We start from the raw sequence: 19825 nt of genomic DNA, 5'->3' as shown, positions 1-19825 counted from the left end.
ACGATTATTTCCCAGGGTTTCAAGAACCCTGTACAGAGTTCTTTCACTGAATTCAGGAAGAGTAAAAATATCAAGGACTTCCTCCCGATTAATCCATTCATGAGCTTTACTTATGCTGAAATTATCCGTCAGTTTGTAACTTACAAGAGCTTTGAGCAGGTTGTTGATGTCAATTCCATTCTTTTTGTGTTTACCAAAAACTGAAGAAAGATCTAGGATTTCGTAAAGTTGGTTTACAGCCAGAACGGTTCCGATAGGAAAGCATATATTCTTGTTAGGAATAATCTCATACGTTCTTAGTTTTTGTTGCATTGTAACCAAATACAGCAAAGCTAAGAACACTATTATTACTTTTGACTGTCAAAGTCGGGTTGTATCCTTCTATTTCTGTATTAGAGATTCTAATTTGAACCTGGTGTCCGGGAGTCGATTTAATATTTATGTTCAATTCTTCTTCATGCAGAATCTTTTTAACAAATCACCATGTTTTTTCATCTGAATATATGGATTTCCTCAAGAAACTATTTGGTAAGGGCAAGGATGAGCCTGAAGAATTACATCTGGAATTTGAAAAACTCCGTGAATGGAGTAAAATCAGGTATGAAAAGGAAGTTAATGCTGCAAAACCCCTTATAAGCAATCTTTATTCCGATATTGGCAATAAACTTGAACAGCTCAGGGTCGACAAAAATTCCTTTCTGGATGCCACACCGATTGAATCAGCTGATAAGAAAATGGGTAAGATCGCAGATTCAAACCGGGATGTTATTGTTGATAACCTGGAAATACTTGATGAGAAAATCACTGTCCCACATGACAATTCCATAGAGGGGGCTTATGCCTTCTATATTGAATCGCTTTCCCATATGGATACTTTCCTGGACAATACCCGAAAAAGCATGCTTTATGCAAAAAGTCTCTATCCCACTGAATATAACAGAATAAACGGCGACCTTGCAAACCTGAACCATGCTTTAAGTGATTTATTTTCTACAATTGAAAAGCCCCGCAATAAGCTGGATATGATCAACAATATATTTGTAGATATTGAAGATATCCATAATCTGGAATCTGAAATTATAGATAGTCGAAATAAAATTCAGGAATTGAAGAATAAGTGTACCGCCCTGGATGCAAATATTCAGGATGCAAAATCAGATCTTGAAAAGTTGATTGAAGGTTCGGAATATCCGCGGGCAGAAGCAATTAACAGTGAAATTGACGATGTCAGGCAACAGCTCCTGAATGTAGAAGCTGATATTAAAAGAATGTTCACTCCATTGTCCAAGGCATTATCCAGAATGAAAAAACAGGATGAAAACGGAATTCATACGCTATCGCCACAAATGCGCAATATACTTGGTATTGTCATGAAAGATCCTGTCTCTGCACTGGATTACGATCTGGATCCGTTATATGATGAATTAATTCTGAGACTTCAAAGTGATTCCCTTGGTCTGAAGGATAAAAAGAAAGATAAAACCCTTGAACAGCTGCATTCAATAAAAAACTCTTCTTCTCTCAAATCCTTATATGAGAATAAAAAGAAATACGATAACAGGCTCGAGCAGTTAAGAGACCAATTGGATCGGATGGATGTGTATCATCAGAAAACCTCAATGGAAAAGGATATTTCAAAAAAGCAAGAGGCTTTTGTTTCCACACAGGATAAACTGGAAGATGAGACAAAATTCCTGAAATCCCTGGAAGAGAAACTGGAAAATACAAAATCGGAGTTGAGTTCACATGTGAATGATGCATTCGAGGAGGATATAGAGATACTTTTCAGGTAACAATTCACCTGTTAGTACTCCGTGATATTTCCCTGAAAAAAGGCACCCTTTTTTCCACAACTTCCTCCAGCAACCGTGGAATATCTTCTGAATTTGCGCCTTTTGTATCCACAAGATTATCATTTACCAACAGGCATGGTTTGAGTTTCCCGTCGGCTGTCACACGCAACCGATTGCAATTGGCACAGAATTCAGTATTGTCGATGGGTCTTACTACTTCAACTTCTGCACCGTCGATGATGTACTTTTTGCGGCGGTGCATTTTGCGTACATGGATTTCATCGGCCCTTTCTTCAAGTTGTTTTTCAATTTCTTGCACGTCAACCTGGTATTTTACAACATCCTGGAAATCCATTAACTGTATGAGTTGTAGTATGATGTTGCCTTTGTGTTTACGGACAAATTCAAGCATCTGGTCGATCTTGTCTTCATTGATCCCTTTGAGCATTACCATGTTCAGTTTTACAGGAGTAAGGCCAACTTCGATTGCTTCTTCAATCCCTTTGAGTACTTTATATACATCACCCGGATTTGCTGCAGTAATCAAACTGTAGTTTTTGTCATCAACACTATCCAAACTTACATTTATCCGATCCAGTCCTGCTTCCTTGAGGCTTTGGGCCCTCTCTTCCAGCAGTATCCCGTTGGTAGTTGCAGATACATCCTTCAAGGGGGGCAGGCGTTTCAGTATATCCTCGAAATCCCTGCGGACAAGTGGCTCTCCGCCGGAGAATTTCACCCTGTCTACTCCATACAGGCTGGCTGCCTTGATGATATCAGATATTTTTTTGGCTGACATTTCATCTGCCGCTTTCATATTCCCTTCATTGTGACAATAAATACAATTGAGATTACACCTATCAGTAATCGATATCCTGAGGCTCTTTATAGTGCGTCCGTAGGAATCTGTGAGATGTTTTTCAGGAGTCATGCTATATCGGTAATTGGTGTTTAATTTGGGATGGTGAAGGGAGTATATAAACTTAAGTTTATCCGGTAACAGTGAAGCTTACTGCCCCATATTTTAAATACCAAATCAAACCAACTTGTGCCATGAAAAAATCAATAGTTATTGCAGGCACACACAGTGGAGTCGGTAAGACAACCGTTTCCATGGGTATCATGGCGGCCCTGACCCGCCGGGGAATGAACGTGCAGCCCTATAAGGTGGGTCCGGATTACATTGATCCTACTCACCATACAGCAATCTGCGGGAGACCTTCAAGGAACCTTGATACATTCATGATGGGCGAGGAAGGTGTCAGGCAGAGTTTTCATTGCAATTATAATGATGCGGATATAGGGGTCGTTGAAGGTGTCATGGGGCTTTTTGACGGCATAAATTCTTCAGATCTTGCAAGTTCGGCCCATGTGGCCAAATCCCTGGGTGCTCCTGTGATCCTTGTGGTCAATGTGCACGGTATGTCCAGAAGTGCTGCGGCCCTCATCAAAGGATACTCTGAATTTGACAGTGATGTACGTATTGATGGGGTGATTCTCAATCGGGTGGGAAGTCCCAGGCATGCTCAAATGATCAGGGATGCCCTGGGGGATGTGCCGGTTGTTGGTGCCCTGCCAAGGAATCAGGACCTGACCGTCCCATCCCGCCACCTCGGATTGCATATGGCTGATGAACGGGATTATGATCTGGAAAAACTGGGTAACTTCATCGAGGAAAACGTTGATCTGGATACTGTGCTGTCCCTGGCAAAAGAACCTCTCCCGGCTGCCCCTGAGGAATGCATACCCGACAAGGAGGCGGATGTGACAATAGGTGTTGCAATGGACAGTGCATTTTGTTTCTACTATCAGGACATGCTGGACTCCTTCCGCAGGGCCGGGGCTGAAATCAAATTCTTCAGCCCGCTTGAAGGTGATATTCCTGATGTGGACGGCATGTACTTCGGAGGCGGTTATCCCGAGCTCCACATAGCAGAACTTGAAAAGTCACGGACCACTCATAAGCTAAAGGACCTTTCAGCAGATGGGATGCCAATCTATGGGGAATGCGGTGGTCTGCAATATCTCTGCACTTCCTACGAAATAGAGGAGAGGGTCTATAAACTGGCGGATCTTTTCCCCGCTGAGACCGTCATGACGAAAAAATTGCAGGCACTGGGCTATACCAAAGGTCAGGCCGATTCCCCCATATTCAGGGGAGAAGTACGTGGCCATGAATTCCATTACTCTGTAACAGATTGTGCGTCTGACAGCCGTCTGGCTTACACTATGGAGCGGGGCAAAGGAATTGTTGATGGTATGGATGGTATCTATGAACACAATTCCGTGGCAAGTTACATGCACGCCCACCCTGGTTCCTTCCCTGTAGATGATTTTGTGAACAGCTGTCGCAAGTACAAACAACGCTGATCTCAGGTCTCATCCATGCTGCCACTTCTGTAGCCTTCGAGGTCCAGGCAGACATGTTTGATCCCTGTAGCTTTCAGGTGACTGATTAGATCATCCATTTTTAGGATGGCTGTTGGAATCTGTTCAGCGGGGACTTCTATACGGGCAAGGGTTCCCCCGTCATGCAATCTCATCCGGCATTGCAAAAATCCCATTCTGTGCAGAATATCCTCTCCCTGTTCAATTTTGCCGAGTTTCTCGACGTCCAGCATCTCGCCATAGGGTATACGTGAGGCCAGACAGGCAGAAGAAGGCAGGTCCCAGAAATCGCAATCTTTTTGTTTTGCTATCTGCCTGATATCTGCTTTGGTGATATTTGCAGACACGAAAGGATGAAGTATTCTCTCTTCCCGACTGGCGGCAAGCCCCGGTCGCAATGTCTGTGTATCCGAGACGTTGGTACCATCAGCAATAACCGTATAACCCAGGGATGCAGCATATTTCCTTGCAATTTCTATTACTTTCTTCTTACAGTGGTAACAGCGATCCCTCGGGTTCATTCTTATATTTTCATATTCAAGGGGATCAATATCCAGTACATGCAGCTTTAATCCGTAATCATGGGCAGTTTGTTTTGCCCTGCATACCGCATATTCGGGTATGAGTGGGGAATTCAACAGGATGCAAATATGTTTGTCCCCAAGCACTTCCCTGGAGACAACCGAAAGCAGGCTGCTGTCCACACCTCCCGAAAAAAGAATTGCAACTGGGCCGGTGGATTGTATGAAATCTTCCAGTTGTTTCAATTTGTTATTTGTCATGTTTTTCATATTATAAGTGGCCGCACTCTGGACAGTCCATCCTGCGGCATATTTTCATCCTGTCTAACGTTCCGCTCCTGCCGTCCCACATTACAATATGGCCGGTATGTAAATCTTCCCAGCCAAGCAGGTACTTGATCACCTCGTTTGCCTGCATCGTACCCACTACGCCTGCGGTGCAACCGATGATTGGAAATACTTCTTTCGGGGGTTTTTCAGGGATCAAACATTCAATGCAGGGTGTTTTGCCCGGGATGACTGTAGTGAGTTGCCCGTGGAATCCGTGAACTGCACCGTGGACCAGAGGCAATGATTGTCGGATTGCGGCCCTGTTGAGCAACATTCGTGTTTCATAGTTATCCAGCGCATCTACGATTATATCTGCTCCCTGTATCAATTTATCTATGTTTTCGGCATTGATTTCCTTATTGAAGGCTTCCAGTTCGATGTTGGGGTTGAGTTCTGCAAGTTTTTCTTCAGCAGACTGGCTCTTGCTTTTTCCGATATCCCGGTGCCAGTGCAGTATTTGTCTGTTGAGATTGCTCATTTCAACAGTATCCTTATCGACAAGGCGGATGTGACCTATACCGGCAACAGCAAGGTAATGCATAATTGGTGAACCCAGACCTCCACAGCCGGCTATCATTACGGTTGCGTTTTTAAGTTTCTCCTGGCCTTCTTCACCGACCATCATTATCTGGCGGCTATAGAGTTCTTTTTCAGTATCATTAAGCATCGGTTTTCTCCTTCAAAGGCTCAAAACCCTGTTTTTCCCTATAATCATTGATTGCCTTGTGTATGCCTTCTTCAGCCAGTACCGAACAGTGCATTTTTACAGGGGGTAATCCTTCAAGTGCCTCTGCCACTGCCTTGTTTGTAACCTCCCAGGCTTCTTCAAGGGTCTTGCCTTTGATCAGATCGGTTGCCATACTACTGGATGCGATGGCGGCACCGCATCCGAAGGTCATGAACTTTGCATCTGTGATTACATCATTCTCAATGCGCAGGTATATCCGCATGATGTCTCCGCACTGGGGATTGCCTACCTCTCCGACTCCGTCGGGATTTTCCATCTCGCCTACGTTGTGGGGATTCATGAAATGTTCCATTACTTTTTCACTGTACATCATTAATATCATTCCCTCTGTTCCTTTGGTGTCATAGGTGACATCGCCCTGAGCCTCCTGATAATTGGCTCCAGCGTTTGCAACAGGTAATCCACATCCTCTTCCGTATTTTCCTTTCCCAGGGTCAGGCGCAGGGACCCGTGTGCGACCTCATGGGGGAATCCGCAGGCAATAAGCACATGTGACGGTTCAAGGGAAGCCGAGGTACAGGCACTTCCCGTAGAGGCTGCAATAGAGTACGAATTCAGCATCAACAGAATGGATTCGCCTTCTATGTATTCAAAGATTACGTTCACATTGTTCGGCAAGCGTTTTTCCGGATGGCCTGCAAGGTGGGTGGCCGGGATCAGCAGGAGGCCTTCTACCAGCTGTGCTCTCAGTTTTTTCATATGAGCGGCATGCTCTTCCAGTTGAGATGTGGCCTGTTCGATAGCTGCACCCATTCCCACAATACCGGGAACATTTTCTGTGCCTGCCCTCTTTTTCTTCTCCTGGGCACCCCCATGGCTATGGTTATCGAGCCGGGTGCCTTTTTTGATATACAGGGCACCTACACCCTTTGGTCCGTAGAATTTATGGGAGGAGAGGGAGAGTAAATCCACATTCAGAGCTTCTACATCCACAGGCACCTGACCGATGCCCTGTACGGCATCCGTATGGAAATAGATGTTCTTCTCCCGGGCTATCCTGCCAATTTGGGGGATTGGTTGAATTGTGCCGATCTCGTTGTTTGCCAGCATTACAGATATCAGGATTGTATCGTCCCGGATGGCTTTTTTTACATCCTCTGTTCTGACCTGTCCGTATTTGTCCACTGGAAGATAGGTAACCTCAAAACCCTGCTTTTCCAGCCACTGGCATGTATGCAGGACTGCATGGTGTTCTATGGAGGAGGTGATTATATGGTTGCCTTTTTTCCTGTTGGCAAAGGCAATACCCTTGATTGCCCAGTTGTCGGACTCGGTCCCTCCACCTGTAAAATATATCTCATCTGTATCTGCATTGATGGCAGTGGCCACCTGCTGTCGGGCACTGTCAACCGCTTCTTTGGATACGTTTGCCATATCGTAAGGTGAAGAGGGGTTGCCGAAATTTTCAGTGAAATATGGCATCATCGTCTCCAGTACCTTCGGATCAGTAAATGTTGTGGCTGCATGGTCCAGATAGATGATATTTCCTGTATCATCCTTGTTGGTGTTCATTGTGACCTCCTTTATTTATTGTGATATTTTATCGTTCTTTAATGCTTAATACGTCCGTGTCACAATTGTGAACATATTATCTTTTTATGCCTTTTAAGTTTTTGCACGTATGTTCGGTAGAAAGCACCAACTGCCATTCACAATAGTGATATACCTGTAGGTCAATATCTATAGAAAATGAAGCGTGAGAATATGAAAACTGAAACTCCGTGTCAGGTTGTGGTATGGGATGTCCTGCCTGCTATCAGGGCTGCCCTTGCAAAAGAATTGGTGGATAACGGTGTAACCCAACAGGAAGTGGCTAAGCTTTTCGGGATGGCTCCTTCAGCGGTTTCCCAGTATCTTACCAAAAAAAGAGGTTACAGGATTGAATTTGATGACGAAATAAAAGCTTCTATAGCCAGTCTTGCGGTCGATATCCAGAATGGTACGGTTGATGACCTTTCTCACAGGTTCTGTGAGATTTGCCGCCAGCTCAGGGCTGATGATGCCTGCCCTGACGATCAGTAATGACTAACTTTCCTTTTTGCTTTCTTCCCCACAAATTATATATACAAGGAGCAACAATTCACAATTGTTAATTCACTATTGTGAATTGTGGGCGTCAAATGCCTGCAAACACCAACCACCACGAAAGAAGCGATGAAGGCACTGGCTGCCTTTATCTCTTCTTTATAGTTTTTCATCTGGAAAAACAATGATGTGGATTAATAATGGATACGTATCGGCCGGGTGGCAGAGCGGTTATGCAACCGACTGCAGATCGGTGTAGGTGAGTTCGACTCTCACCCCGGCCTTTAGGAGGAAGAAAATGAAAGGCTCCAAAGACCATTTGATAGAGAAGACCTTTGAGGCCTTTTTTGAGCTGGAGGATATGCGGGAGATAATTCGTCGATCCCTTCCCACCGGCATGTCTGCCGTGGAAGAAGACGCATTCATGAAATCTACTGCTAACCTTAAATCGGTTATTGAGGCCCTCGAAAAAGGTACTTCTGAAAAACAGGCCAATTTTCCCCAAATAGTTGACCGTATAGGATTGAGGTACAGGGAAGAGGGAAATATAAACATCCAGCCTATCCAGGCTGCAGGCAGACTTACACCTGAGGCAAGGAAGGCTCTCATATCCTACGGGGATGGATATTCCACTTGTGACTCATGCCGCAAGCCTTTTCGTCTCGACAAAATTAGTCGCCCTCCAATTGCTGATTTCCACGAAGAACTGGCAGGCTTTGTGAATATGGATACTGCCAGGGTGGTTCCCGGGGCCAGGAGAGGTTTCCAGGCAGTTACATCTTCTCTTGTGGAAAAAGATGATCCGGTAATCGTTTCATCCCTGGCACATTACACGGAATTCCTGGCAGTTGAGGCTGCCGGAGGCAAGATCAGGGAAATACCACTGGACGATGACAACAAGGTAGATGTTGGCTCAACGGCCGAAAAGATAGAGGATGTTATCAGAGAGGACGGAAAACCTCCTTCCCTTATGATGATGGACCACTTTGATTACCAGTATGCAAATGAACACGATATCAAATCCATAGCCGGGGTTGCACATGATTATGACATACCGGTGCTCTATAACGGTGCATACACCGTGGGTGTGATGCCTGTCGATGGCAAGAAACTGGGTGCCGATTTCGTGGTAGGTTCCGGTCACAAAAGTATGGCCTCCCCGGCTCCCTCAGGGGTGCTGGCCACAACGGATGAGTATGCAGACCTCATCTTCCGCACAACCCAGATGAAGGGAGATGTAACTGGACGTAAGTTCGGCATCAAGGAAGTGGAGATGATGGGATGTACTCTTATGGGAGGTACCCTGCTTGCCATGATGGCCTCATTCCCGCATGTGAAAAAACGTACACAGAACTGGGATGAGGAGGTCCGCAATTCCAATCGGTTCATGGAAGAGTTCTTGAAAATAGAAGGCAATAAGGTGATTTCTGAGTACCCCCGTAGACACACACTGACCAAAGTGGATACAACACAGACCTTCGATAAAGTGGCAAAGGAACACAAACGCCGTGGCTTCTTCCTGAGTGACGAACTTTCAAAACTAGGGATTGTCGGGATGTTCCCGGGTGCCACCAGGGCATGGAAACTGAACACCTATGGCCTCAGCAGGGAAAAGATAGACTATCTTTCAGATGCCTTTAAGGAGATAGCAGTAAAATATAACCTTAATGTCGATTGAGGTGTAAACAATGAGCAGATCAAATAATTATGATCCGGAAACCCTTTCCATACATGCTGGACAGGAACCGGATCCCACCACAGGTTCAAGGGCTGTTCCCATCTACCAGACCACAGCCTATGTCTTTGATGATACAGAACACGCGGCAAACCTGTTTGCCCTGAAGGAATTTGGCAATATTTACACTCGCATGATGAATCCTACCACCGATGTCTTTGAAAAGAGGATGGCGGCCCTGGAAGAAGGAACAGGCGCTTTAGGGGTTTCCTCCGGCATGTCGGCCATTTCCCTTGCTCTGCTGACTATCACCCAACTGGGTGATGAGATTGTGGCTGCCGATAACCTCTATGGTGGGACATACCAGTTATTCAACCATACATTCCCCAAACTGGGCAGGAAGACCACCTTTGTGAATTCCACCGACTCGGAAGCCTTCCGGCAGGCCATCAATGAGAATACCCGGGCTGTGTATATCGAGTCCATAGGAAATCCCAAACTCGATGTCCCGGATTTTGAAGCAATTGCGGCCATCGCCCACCAAGCCGGTATACCGCTGATCGTGGACAACACAGTCGGTGTTGGACTTGTGAAACCCATTGAACACGGTGCTGATATCGTTGTCCTGTCCGCTACCAAATATGTCTGTGGCCACGGAACCTCTATTGGAGGTGTCATAATAGATTCCGGCAATTTCGACTGGAGCAACGGTAAATTCCCTGAGTTCACTGAACCTGACCCGAGTTATCATGGGCTGGTGTACTGGGATGCTTTCAAGGAAGTTCCTGAAATGGGTAACGTTGCTTTTGTCATGAAGGCCCGGGTCCAGTGGCTAAGGGATCTGGGAGCGGCAGTAAGTCCTTTTAATTCGTTCCTTTTCCTGCAAGGACTGGAGACTCTTTTCTTGCGTGTGAAAAAGCATTCTGAAAATGCATTCGAGATTGCCCGTTTCTTGCAGCGTCATCCGAAAGTTGCATGGGTAAATTATCCGGGATTTGAAGACCATATCAGTCATGAAAGGGCTGCAAGGTATCTCAAAGGGGGTTTCGGACCGATCGTAGGATTCGGTATCAAGGGAGGATTTGAGGCAGGTAAACAATTCATAGAAAATCTTGAACTGTTTTCCCATCTTGCCAATATCGGGGATGCAAAGAGTCTCGTTGTCCACCCCGCTTCCACCACCCATCAGCAGCTTACCTCCGAAGAACAGGCAAGTACCAGTGTTACGCCTGATTACATCCGCTTGTCCATTGGTATCGAGGATGCAAAAGACCTGATCGCAGACCTTGATCAGGCGTTGAACGAGGTGGATGTATGACCGAGAGGTCTGTAGGTTATGTGGAAACAAAACATCATCATCTAAAAGAACTCTTCAGGCTTGTGAATGGTGATGAACTGGCAGGGGTTTCCATAGCTTATGAGACCTATGGCAAACTTAATTCTGACAAATCCAATGTGATTCTTATATGTCATGCTCTCACGGGGGATGCCCATGCTGCCGGCTGGCATGAAGGCGATAAAAAACCGGGATGGTGGGATATTGTAATTGGGCCCGGGAAAGCCTTTGATACCAATAAATATTTTGTAATCTGTTCTAACGTTCTGGGGGGGTGTAAGGGAACCACAGGTCCGGCCTCCACCAATCCCCAATCCGGTTTGCCGTATGGTTTGTCTTTTCCCCGTATTACTATTGAAGACATGGTAAACCTGCAGTACAAATTGCTTAAAAATCTGGGTATATCCAGTCTTTATGCCATAGCCGGGGGTTCCATGGGAGGCATGCAGGTTCTGCAGTGGACCGTTTCCTACCCGGATTTCATGAAAAAAGCCATTGTACTTGCATCCACGGCAATTTCCTCGCCCCAGCAGATTGCCTTTAATGAGGTTGCAAGACAGGCAATAATTCGGGACCCTTATTGGAATGATGGGGATTATTATGGTGGGGAATTACCCAAACAGGGTCTTTCCCTTGCACGCATGATCGGACACATCACTTACCTGAGCGATGATTCCATGCATGATAAGTTTGGCAGGGATACCAGGGAAAACGAAATGTTCCAGGTGGAGAGTTATCTACATCATCAGGGTGATACTTTTACCAGCCGTTTTGACCCAAATTCCTATCTTTATCTTACCGGAGCAGTTGACAATTTTGATCTAAGTAATGGTTTTTCCCTTGCAAAAAGTTTCAGCAATATAGAATCAGAATTTATGATTATTTCTGTCTCTTCGGATTGGCTTTATCCTTCCTACCAGTCTGAGGAAATAGTCCAGGCGCTGGGTTCCAATGATATAAATGTGCAGTATCGTAAACTCATTTCACATTTTGGGCATGACGCCTTCTTGCTGGAAAAGGGGCAATTAAATTATCTTCTATCCACTTTCCTGGGGCATCTCACCGTGGGAGATGTCATGTCGGAGGATGTGTCGACTCTCCGTGAAGGGTGCACGCTGGAAGAGGCGGCACAACTAATGATTTTGAATAATGCAACACATATTCCGATTCTGGCAGCAAGTGGCCGTATTACTGGTATAGTGACTTCCTGGGATATCACAAGGGCTGTTGCCAACAAGATAAGTTCCATCGAAAAAATACTGTCACGGGATATTTTGACATCTCATCCAGATGAAAGCCTTTCAAATGCAGCTCTTATAATGGAAGATAATGCCATCTCGGCCCTTCCTGTGATTGATGACAGAGGTTGTCTTGTTGGAATTCTTTCCAGTGATACTATCAGTGCAATGGTGGGAAGAGGTGCTAAGTGATACGAGTGCTGTGATTTATGGCAGTTACTCTGTATCTTTCTTTTCTTTTGTAGTCGCAGGCTTTTTTGATTTATTTTTATACCACATTTTCCTGCGATAATAGTTCAGGGGATGATTGATTCTTTTGCAAAGTTCATCGGCTCCATGGCAATTGCCGTAGGTCTTCATGGTAGTGCATGAGGGAGGAGTATATTTTGTACCTGAGGAACCGGCAATATGTTCAATCTGGTATCGTGTTTTTTCTTCATCAAAATCCGGGGATACATTGAACATGTTGATTATATCATCCACTGTCATGCCAATACCTGCCAAAAAGGAAGTCATTGCAAAACGCATTGAATGAGCAAGGTTTACCCCTGTGCGAACATTATTGATGGCATAATTGATGCAGGGAGGAAACAGTTTACTGTCTACTTCTCCTGTCTGTCCACTTTCAATATCACCTTTCTTTTGCTGGAGGAGTTCCTTCAATCGTGACAGTGCATCTGAACAATCGGTGCAGGTCTTTTCGGGAACTTTGAGGGGCAGGCTGTCATGAATACTTTTTTTAATTGCTTCCTGCAGCAATCGGGCAAAATCTTTTCTTTCAACAAAAACGTTGCCATGTACCATTCTCTGGTTTATCAGTTTCCACTCAATTGCTTTGAGGGTTGTGGAATATTTCAAGAAATCCGCAAAATGTAAATGGAAGCCTCTTTCGTGCTGTTTGGCATGGATTCCGAATTCTTCTCCTATTTCCCTGAGAAAAAAATCTTCTCTCTCTAACAGCAGGGAATATGCAGCTTCGGCTTCAGCATGAGAATATTTACGGTTAAGGTAGGAATCGTTCAGGCAGGATACGAGTATTCTTGCATAAGGGTAGGAAAGAAGTTCTGTGAGTACCCGTCCCTCATCTGTATTTGTGAGGGAGGGTTTACTGATGCCCGTGGTCAGAGACTGGATTAATCTTTCCTCACCCCTGAGTCTGGCTGATTGGAATGCCCTTGAATTTATAAGGCGGTCCAGATCAAAATCCAGTTCTCCGACATATTGCGAAGCGGCGGATGTAAAGGGGTACAGTGCAAGTTCTGCCCTTTCCATAATTTACTCAGACTCTATTCTGGGGGCCAGCAGGTATCCGACCTTTCCTCTTCCACCTGCAATTTCAAAATTGATCTTGATAGGGAAATCATTTCCTATCTGAAGGGTTACCTCATTGGATTTAGAGGCAGGTTTAATGATGTCAGATAGATAATCCAGGGAAAACAACGATCGTACAGGTGCCGGGGTGATGCTTATCAGTTCATCGCGGGGCATTTCCTGACGCATACGATCTGTGTCGCCTTCTGCTTCCAGGAAGAAGATTTCTCCTTCAACTCCCATTGACATATGGTCACTTATCTTCTCGGCTGCTTTTACGGTCCTGCTGAATCCTTTTCCGTTCACAACGATCTCTGCAGGCAGTTCGAGCTGTGGGATCCTGGGTTCTGCACGGATTGTAGATGGATCAAGCAATGTAAGTGTATATGATATTCCGCCAATGCTTATGGAGAGTTTCCTGGAATCCTCTTCCAGTCTCATCTTCACTTTGTCCGTTTTTTCTGCGACACCCAATATGTCCAGTACTCTTGTAAGGTCTAAGCCAATCTCGCTTTCCTCTGCCTGGTATTCATCAAAGGCATCAGCCTGAAGTTCAAAGCTGACCATGGCAACGTTGGCCGGGTCCACAGCTTTCACGCCTATACCTTCGGGTGAGATGTGTACTCGGGCTTCGTCAACCAATACAGATAATGATTCAATGGAATCTTTCAGAAGTGATGCATCAATTGTTGCCTCTAACATTTTGTCGCTCCGCCTGATTATTTTAAAATCTGAAAATCATTATACGCGACAGGTTATATAAGTTTTTATTTTGTCGGAGGAATCAGTCATATTCTCTCCAGGTATAACTGCATTTTGTACACTTAAAGAATCTGGTCTCCGATTCATCTGCCGAACGTAGTTGTCGCATCCACCAGTAGGCTTTGTTATTCCCACATTCCGAACACTGGGCAAGGGTTGTAGGTAATCCTTCATCGACATTTTCCTCAAGCACTGTAACCTCATGTTCATCACGTTTGGCTTTCGAAACCATGTTTTCTGTGCCTTCTTCTCTGCTTTTCTCATATCCACATTTGCGACACTTAAGGTCCCCGTTACTGGGAAACATCATACTCTTACATTTTGGACAAAATTCCATCAATATCATCTCCTGCATCATTTAGAATCTGCTGGTGGTCAAAAGCGAGCTCTGGCAGGTTGTTGGGATCAAAACATCCAACGTCTGCAGCATCTGTATCTGCCTTTGGTTCGCCTTTGGCTACTGCAAGGTAGGCCACGGATACTGTGTGACCCCTGGGATCACGGGAAAGGTCTGAATATACACCAACCAATTTGAGTATTTTGATTAGAAGCCCCGTTTCCTCCATTACTTCTCTCTTTACCGCTTCTTCTGTGGTTTCGCCAATCTCTACAAAACCACCCGGCAGGGCAAACGATCCCCTGTAAGGTTCATTTTTCCTTTTAATAAGTACTATCTTTCCATTTAATATAATTACGCCATCGACTGTTAGTAGGGGTGTTTTCGGTCTCATTCTGACAAAACCTTAATAGGATAATACTATATTAAGATTGGATACTTATCAAGGTGCTTCCAAAATGACAGATTATATTTTATTGATAGCAATAGGATTAATGGTTCTTTCAGCTATTCTTCCCGGTAAATTATCCTATCGTAAACTGATAGGTGCTTTTGGATGGATTACTTTTGGTACGCACTGGGCTTACCAGCCAATCCATTATATGGAAATTAACGATTATTTCAATGTATTCCTTACAATAATGATTGCCTGCTTCTGTCTTATGATGGCTTACTCGATGGTAGATGAGTACAGATCAAAGACCCTGCCGATTGCGAATCTGGATATTACTTCAATGGTCACCAGCGCGACTGCAATAGGTTCGCTATTTTATTTTCCTTTTGCCCAGTTACCTTCACTTAATTACTGGATTATTGCTACTGTTACGGATAACATCACATGGGTTCTTGGCGTTCTGGGTTATCAAGTTACTCAGGATTCCTGGAACCTGATCTCCTACAATGGTTATACAGTGGAGATTATCCTTGCCTGCACTGCTATTGAAAGTATTGCCCTCTTTAGTGGCCTTATCGTTTCTGTCAGGGCGCCCGCTTATAAATTGTTTCAGGCATTTATGGTTTCAGTACCGGTTATCTATATACTGAATATTTTTCGTGATGTTTTTGTAATTATAGCTTATGGGGAGCAATGGTTTGGTGCAGAAAGTTTTGAGATTGCCCACCATGTGATTGCCAAGATGGGTTCGGCGGTAGCCCTCTTTGTAATAGGCTATGCTGTTTTGAAGATTCTTCCCCAGCTCTTCGATCTGATTGACGGACTTGTGTCCCTTTCAAGATTCAGGTTAAAGGACATTATTGATAAAATTGCAGGAAACAGGTAAATGCTTGCAAAAGGTTCTCATAGCTGGGTCTTTACGGTCTCATTGCTCACAATTGCAATGGGATTTATGTATGTAACTTCGCGATTACAGATATTTAACGTTCAATCAATGGTGGATGTGCCTCTGCTGGACGAAAATACTTTCTTTCTGAACCTGTTTTCCGGAAGCCAAATATTCCTCTACTCCACTTTTGGGTTTGGCTTGCTGACAATATTTTTTGTTTTCTTTTTCCGTGATCCTAAGAGGGATTCCACTCTCTGTAAAAACTGTATCCTTGCCCCGGCCGATGGTAAAATTTCGGATATCAGGGGCCGTAAGGTTTGCATTTTCATGAACCTTTACAATGTTCATGTCAATCGCGCTCCTTTTTGCGGTAAAGTTTTATCTGTAAAACACTTCAAAGGAAACTATCTGCCGGCATTTACCAAGGATTCCTCACGCAATGAGAGAACAAATATCCTGCTGCAGACATCCGTTGGAAAAATAGAAGTAACCCAGATAGCTGGTTTCCTGGCGCGCCGGATAGTTACTTATGTGGAGGAAGGGGATGAAATCCTGCAGGGAGAAAAGATTGGAATGATAAGGCTGGGGTCCCGGGTGGATGTTACTATCCCTGAAGGATTTGATATTTGTGTCAGTAAAGGGGATAGGGTATATGCAGGCGATACCAAAATTGCAAAAATCCCACATCATGAGAGGTAATGGATGGATATCTTCAAGGACCTGGTCCTGCCGGACATAATGACATTAACAAACGCTGTTTTCGGACTTTTGGCTATTTTCGCAGCCTTCAGTGGACAGATTGAGCTGGGTTTTGTTTTTGTGCTGATTGCAGCGGTAGCCGATGGGATGGATGGTTATCTTGCACGTACCATAAGTCAGGGTCCAATGGGGGAATACCTTGATTCCCTTGCAGATGCTGTTTCTTTCGGAGTGGCCCCCTCATGCCTGATCTTTTTAGGTACCACAGTTTCCCTGCGTTATGCAGCAGGTGTTTTTGCGTGCCTGTATCTGGTATGTGGGATATTGCGGCTTGCCCGTTTCAACACAAAGAAGAAAACGATCCCGGATTTTGAGGGATTGCCGATCACGGCTTCTGCTGTGGTTTTATCGTCCTACGCCCTGCTTGCCCCCCAGTATATCTATACCTGGGTTATCTTTGGCCTGGTCGTGCTGTTGTGTTATCTAATGGTCAGTGACCATCCTTATCCCAAACTTCGCGGTCCCAGGGCCATGGGTGCTGTATCAATACTATTTTTCTCAACAATACTGTCCTATTTCCTGCTAAATTCCTATGTGTGGATATTCTCCACTATCCTGTTTTTGTCCCTGATGCTATATCTGGAATCTCCTATCATGAGGATTCCCAGACAGTATTATGAAAAATGAGTTAATTCAAAAAGAAAAAGGGAGATCATGTATGTTCTTCTCCCTTTCTGATCTCGAAATTAAGGCCCCGCTCATCGGCATCGACAACAACAGTATCGGATTCCATCACCTCTCCACTGACAATACGTTTGCCGACCTCGGTTTCAAGTTCGTTCTGAATGACTCTTTTCAGTGGTCTCGCACCGTACGTCTCACTGTAGCCAGCATCTCCCAGGTATTTCTTCGCCCGGTCAGTGATTTCAAGATCAATTCTGCGCTCTTTGAGCCTCTGCACAAGGTCCTCTATCTTGATATCCACGATGTATGTCAGCTGGTCCTTGGTAAGGGCGCGGAATATGGCGATCTCGTCGATACGGTTGAGGAATTCCGGCCTGAAGTGTTTGGTGAGTTCGTTCATGGCCGTCTCCTGCATCTTGCTGTAGGCAACTCCTTCTTCAAGTTTGGATATGGCGTAATCCACACAGATATTGGAGGTCATGATCACTATTGTATTCTTGAAATCCACAGTCCTGCCTTTTGAATCGGTCAGCCTGCCGTCATCGAGCAACTGGAGCATGATATTGAATACATCATGATGGGCTTTTTCGATCTCATCAAACAGGATTACCGAGTAGGGATTCCTGCGTACGGCTTCGGTAAGCTGGCCCCCTTCATCATGGCCGATGTAGCCTGGCGGTGCACCGATAAGCCTTGCAACTGTGTGTTTTTCCATGTACTCGGACATATCAATGCGGATCATATGATCTTCGCTATCGAAAAGTTCGGTTGCAAGGGCTTTGGCGAGTTCGGTCTTACCCACACCGGTAGGTCCCAGGAAGATGAAACTGCCGATTGGCCGGCGGGGGTCCTTGATTCCCGCCTGGGCACGGATCACAGCATCTGAAACGGCCTTTACTGCCTCGTTCTGGCCGATCACTCTTTCATGCAGGCGATCCTCCAGATGCACCAGTTTTTCCCTTTCTCCCTCCATGAGTTTGGTAACCGGGATTCTGGTCCACTCGCTTACTACATGGGCGATATCCTCCTCATCCACTTCTTCCTTGAGCAACATATTGGTTTGTTTTTCCTTCAGCCGATTTTCCTCTTCCTCGTATTCATGCTGCAGGGGGACCAGGGTACCGTATTTCAGGCGGGATGCCTTTTCAAAATCGCCTTCTGTCTCTGCCAGTTCCAGCTGGGTCTTGGTATCATCGATCTGCTCTTTGAGGCGGTTCAGTTTTGCAATGGTGGCCTTCTCATTTTCCCAGCGAGTGCGCATTGCATCGGATTCGGCCCGTATTTCTGATATCTCTTTCTCCAGGCTCTGCAGCCTTTCTTTTGAAGCAGCATCTTTTTCCTTTTTCAGGGCTTCCTTCTCGATTTCAAGTTGCATCAGTTTCCTGTCAGCTTCATCCAGGCTGGCCGGTTTGCTGTCAATGGCAGTCTTGACTTTGGATGCTGCCTCATCCAGCAGGTCTATGGCTTTGTCAGGCAGGAACCTGTCCGATATATATCGGTCACTCAACACGGCGGCTGCTACAAGGGCACTATCCTTGAGCCGTACTCCGTGATGAACCTCATATTTCTCTTTCAGACCCCTCAAAATAGAGATTGTGTTCTCGACATCCGGAGCATTCACCATCACAGGCATGAACCTGCGTTCCAGAGCTGCATCTTTCTCGATGTATTTCCGATATTCATCAAGGGTGGTTGCACCTATACAGTGCAGTTCTCCCCTGGCCAGCATAGGTTTGAGCAGATTGCCGGCATCCATTGCACCTTCAGTGGCTCCTGCTCCTACAATGGTATGCAATTCATCGATGAACAGTATAATCTGGCCTTCAGATTCAGCTACTTCCTTCAGGACTGCCTTGAGCCTTTCCTCAAATTCTCCCCGGAACTTGGCTCCTGCGACCAGGGAACCCATGTCCAGGGCCACTATACGTTTGTTCTTCATTGCATCGGGAACGTCCTTTTTTGCAATACGCTGCGCCAGTCCTTCCACAATGGCGGTCTTACCCACACCTGCTTCTCCGATAAGTACCGGGTTATTCTTCCTGCGGCGGGACAGTATTTCTATCGTATGCCTGATCTCATGATCCCTGCCGATTACCGGGTCAAGTTTCCCCTGGTTGGCAAGTTCTGTAAAATCTATGCCGTATTTTTCCAGAGGTTCATATGTATCCTCCGGGTTTTCTGATGTCACTCTGCGATTCCCCCTGATTTCCTTTATCGCCTGGTTCAGGCGTTCTTCATCTGCCCCGAATTCCTCGAGTAGTTTCTTGCTGTAGCTGTCCTTTTCCCGGGCCAGGGATACCAGTATATGCTCTACACTGGTATATTCATCATTCATCTTACTCGCAAGGGTTGCAGCATTATCCAGTACCCGGATGGCTTTCTGGGTGAAGTAAACATTCTCGCTTCCCGGACCTGATACCTGCCCAAGACCTGACAAATGTTTTTCGAGTTGTTCTTTTACCATTGCACTGGAAATATTCATCTTGTCAAGCAATGAAGGCACAAGTCCTTCCCTTTGTTCTAAAAGAGAAAGGAACAGATGCTCCGTATCAATCTGCTGATGATAATATCTTGCAGCAATGGTGCGGGAATTTTGTATTGCCTCCTGGGCTTTCTGTGTGAAATTATTCAGGTCCATAATTATCCTCCCTCATTAAATTCAATGTTTCAGGGCTTTATACTTTTGGAGTGTTTT

At 45.3% G+C, this 19825-nt stretch carries 19 protein-coding genes, 1 tRNA gene and 1 pseudogene; 10 read left to right on the top strand and 11 right to left on the bottom strand.

The window, feature by feature from the left end:
• Positions 1-312: pseudogene (locus CI957_RS09085) on the bottom strand (IS1634 family transposase); the annotation flags it as partial.
• Between the two features lie 191 nt (positions 313-503).
• Here CI957_RS09085 and CI957_RS09080 point away from each other — a divergent pair.
• Positions 504-1793, top strand: coding sequence for a hypothetical protein (locus CI957_RS09080; RefSeq protein ID WP_128754683.1), 1290 nt, complete (start codon positions 504-506; stop codon positions 1791-1793).
• A gap of 4 nt (positions 1794-1797) precedes the next feature.
• Here the strand turns inward: CI957_RS09080 and moaA are convergent, their stop codons facing one another.
• Complete coding sequence (moaA, locus tag CI957_RS09075) at positions 1798-2724, bottom strand: GTP 3',8-cyclase MoaA (protein ID WP_096713003.1); 927 nt, start codon at positions 2722-2724, stop codon at positions 1798-1800.
• Between the two features lie 122 nt (positions 2725-2846).
• Between moaA and CI957_RS09070 the strand changes: the two genes are divergently transcribed.
• Entirely contained in the window at positions 2847-4163 is a 1317-nt protein-coding gene (locus CI957_RS09070; RefSeq protein WP_096713002.1) for a cobyrinate a,c-diamide synthase, read from the top strand.
• Positions 4164-4165: 2 nt separating this feature from the next.
• Here CI957_RS09070 and larE read toward each other — a convergent pair whose 3' ends face one another.
• Genes larE through nifS form a run of 4 tightly spaced genes read right to left on the bottom strand, consistent with a single transcriptional unit; the run spans position 4166 to position 7292 of the window.
• On the bottom strand, positions 4166-4972 hold the full coding sequence (gene larE, locus CI957_RS09065) for an ATP-dependent sacrificial sulfur transferase LarE (protein ID WP_096713001.1): 807 nt from the start codon (positions 4970-4972) through the stop codon (positions 4166-4168).
• Between the two features lies 1 nt (position 4973).
• Positions 4974-5699 (bottom strand): HesA/MoeB/ThiF family protein, encoded by a 726-nt coding sequence (locus tag CI957_RS09060; RefSeq protein WP_096713000.1) that lies wholly within the window; start codon positions 5697-5699, stop codon positions 4974-4976.
• Positions 5692-6093 carry a Fe-S cluster assembly scaffold protein NifU gene (gene nifU / locus CI957_RS09055; protein ID WP_164909082.1) on the bottom strand — a complete coding sequence of 134 codons (402 nt, stop codon included), beginning with the start codon at positions 6091-6093 and terminating at the stop codon, positions 5692-5694. The genes CI957_RS09060 and nifU overlap by 8 nt, the downstream gene beginning before the upstream one ends.
• Before the next feature lie 5 nt (positions 6094-6098).
• Complete coding sequence (gene nifS, locus CI957_RS09050) at positions 6099-7292, bottom strand: cysteine desulfurase NifS (protein WP_096712999.1); 1194 nt, start codon at positions 7290-7292, stop codon at positions 6099-6101.
• A 177-nt stretch (positions 7293-7469) separates the two neighbouring features.
• Between nifS and CI957_RS09045 the strand changes: the two genes are divergently transcribed.
• The 5 genes from CI957_RS09045 to CI957_RS09025 all read left to right on the top strand — a co-directional run bounded on the left by CI957_RS09045 (position 7470) and on the right by CI957_RS09025 (position 12246).
• Complete coding sequence (locus tag CI957_RS09045) at positions 7470-7802, top strand: transcriptional regulator (RefSeq protein WP_096712998.1); 333 nt, start codon at positions 7470-7472, stop codon at positions 7800-7802.
• A gap of 216 nt (positions 7803-8018) precedes the next feature.
• Positions 8019-8089 (top strand) — tRNA-Cys (locus CI957_RS09040).
• A gap of 14 nt (positions 8090-8103) precedes the next feature.
• Positions 8104-9483 (top strand): O-phospho-L-seryl-tRNA:Cys-tRNA synthase, encoded by a 1380-nt coding sequence (pscS, locus tag CI957_RS09035; protein ID WP_096712997.1) that lies wholly within the window; start codon positions 8104-8106, stop codon positions 9481-9483.
• A gap of 10 nt (positions 9484-9493) precedes the next feature.
• Positions 9494-10798: an O-acetylhomoserine aminocarboxypropyltransferase/cysteine synthase family protein gene (locus tag CI957_RS09030; RefSeq protein ID WP_128754682.1), complete on the top strand. Its 1305-nt coding sequence runs from the start codon at positions 9494-9496 to the stop codon at positions 10796-10798.
• Positions 10795-12246 carry a homoserine O-acetyltransferase gene (locus CI957_RS09025; RefSeq protein WP_128754681.1) on the top strand — a complete coding sequence of 484 codons (1452 nt, stop codon included), beginning with the start codon at positions 10795-10797 and terminating at the stop codon, positions 12244-12246. The genes CI957_RS09030 and CI957_RS09025 overlap by 4 nt, the downstream gene beginning before the upstream one ends.
• A gap of 24 nt (positions 12247-12270) precedes the next feature.
• On the opposite strand, the gene priL is transcribed toward CI957_RS09025, so the two are convergent.
• The 4 genes from priL to CI957_RS09005 form a co-directional block, all read right to left on the bottom strand.
• The gene (priL, locus tag CI957_RS09020) at positions 12271-13326 is read right to left on the bottom strand and encodes a DNA primase regulatory subunit PriL (protein ID WP_128754680.1); all 1056 of its coding nucleotides are present in this window, start codon (positions 13324-13326) and stop codon (positions 12271-12273) included.
• Positions 13327-13329: 3 nt separating this feature from the next.
• Positions 13330-14067, bottom strand: coding sequence for a DNA polymerase sliding clamp (locus CI957_RS09015; RefSeq protein ID WP_128754679.1), 738 nt, complete (start codon positions 14065-14067; stop codon positions 13330-13332).
• Positions 14068-14149: 82 nt separating this feature from the next.
• Positions 14150-14464, bottom strand: coding sequence for a transcription factor S (locus CI957_RS09010; protein ID WP_128754678.1), 315 nt, complete (start codon positions 14462-14464; stop codon positions 14150-14152).
• Positions 14442-14858: an NUDIX hydrolase gene (locus CI957_RS09005; protein ID WP_096712991.1), complete on the bottom strand. Its 417-nt coding sequence runs from the start codon at positions 14856-14858 to the stop codon at positions 14442-14444. The genes CI957_RS09010 and CI957_RS09005 overlap by 23 nt, the downstream gene beginning before the upstream one ends.
• 64 nt (positions 14859-14922) lie before the next feature.
• Here CI957_RS09005 and artA point away from each other — a divergent pair, with 64 nt between their 5' ends.
• The 3 genes from artA to CI957_RS08990 are packed head-to-tail and all read left to right on the top strand — an operon-like array spanning position 14923 to position 17133.
• On the top strand, positions 14923-15744 hold the full coding sequence (artA, locus tag CI957_RS09000; RefSeq protein ID WP_128754677.1) for an archaeosortase A: 822 nt from the start codon (positions 14923-14925) through the stop codon (positions 15742-15744).
• Positions 15745-16446, top strand: coding sequence for a phosphatidylserine decarboxylase (locus CI957_RS08995; RefSeq protein WP_096712989.1), 702 nt, complete (start codon positions 15745-15747; stop codon positions 16444-16446).
• A 3-nt stretch (positions 16447-16449) separates the two neighbouring features.
• A complete protein-coding gene (locus tag CI957_RS08990) occupies positions 16450-17133 on the top strand; it encodes an archaetidylserine synthase (protein ID WP_096712988.1) in 684 nt (227 codons plus the stop codon).
• Positions 17134-17158: 25 nt separating this feature from the next.
• Here the strand turns inward: CI957_RS08990 and clpB are convergent, their stop codons facing one another.
• The gene (gene clpB, locus CI957_RS08985) at positions 17159-19768 is read right to left on the bottom strand and encodes an ATP-dependent chaperone ClpB (protein ID WP_128754676.1); all 2610 of its coding nucleotides are present in this window, start codon (positions 19766-19768) and stop codon (positions 17159-17161) included.
• Positions 19769-19825 lie beyond the last annotated feature (57 nt).

Source organism: Methanohalophilus sp. WG1-DM, assembly GCF_004104135.1.
Classification (GTDB): domain Archaea; phylum Halobacteriota; class Methanosarcinia; order Methanosarcinales; family Methanosarcinaceae; genus Methanohalophilus; species Methanohalophilus euhalobius.
Note: the sequence above shows the minus strand (reverse complement) of the source record. Positions and strands in the feature narration are given on the sequence as shown.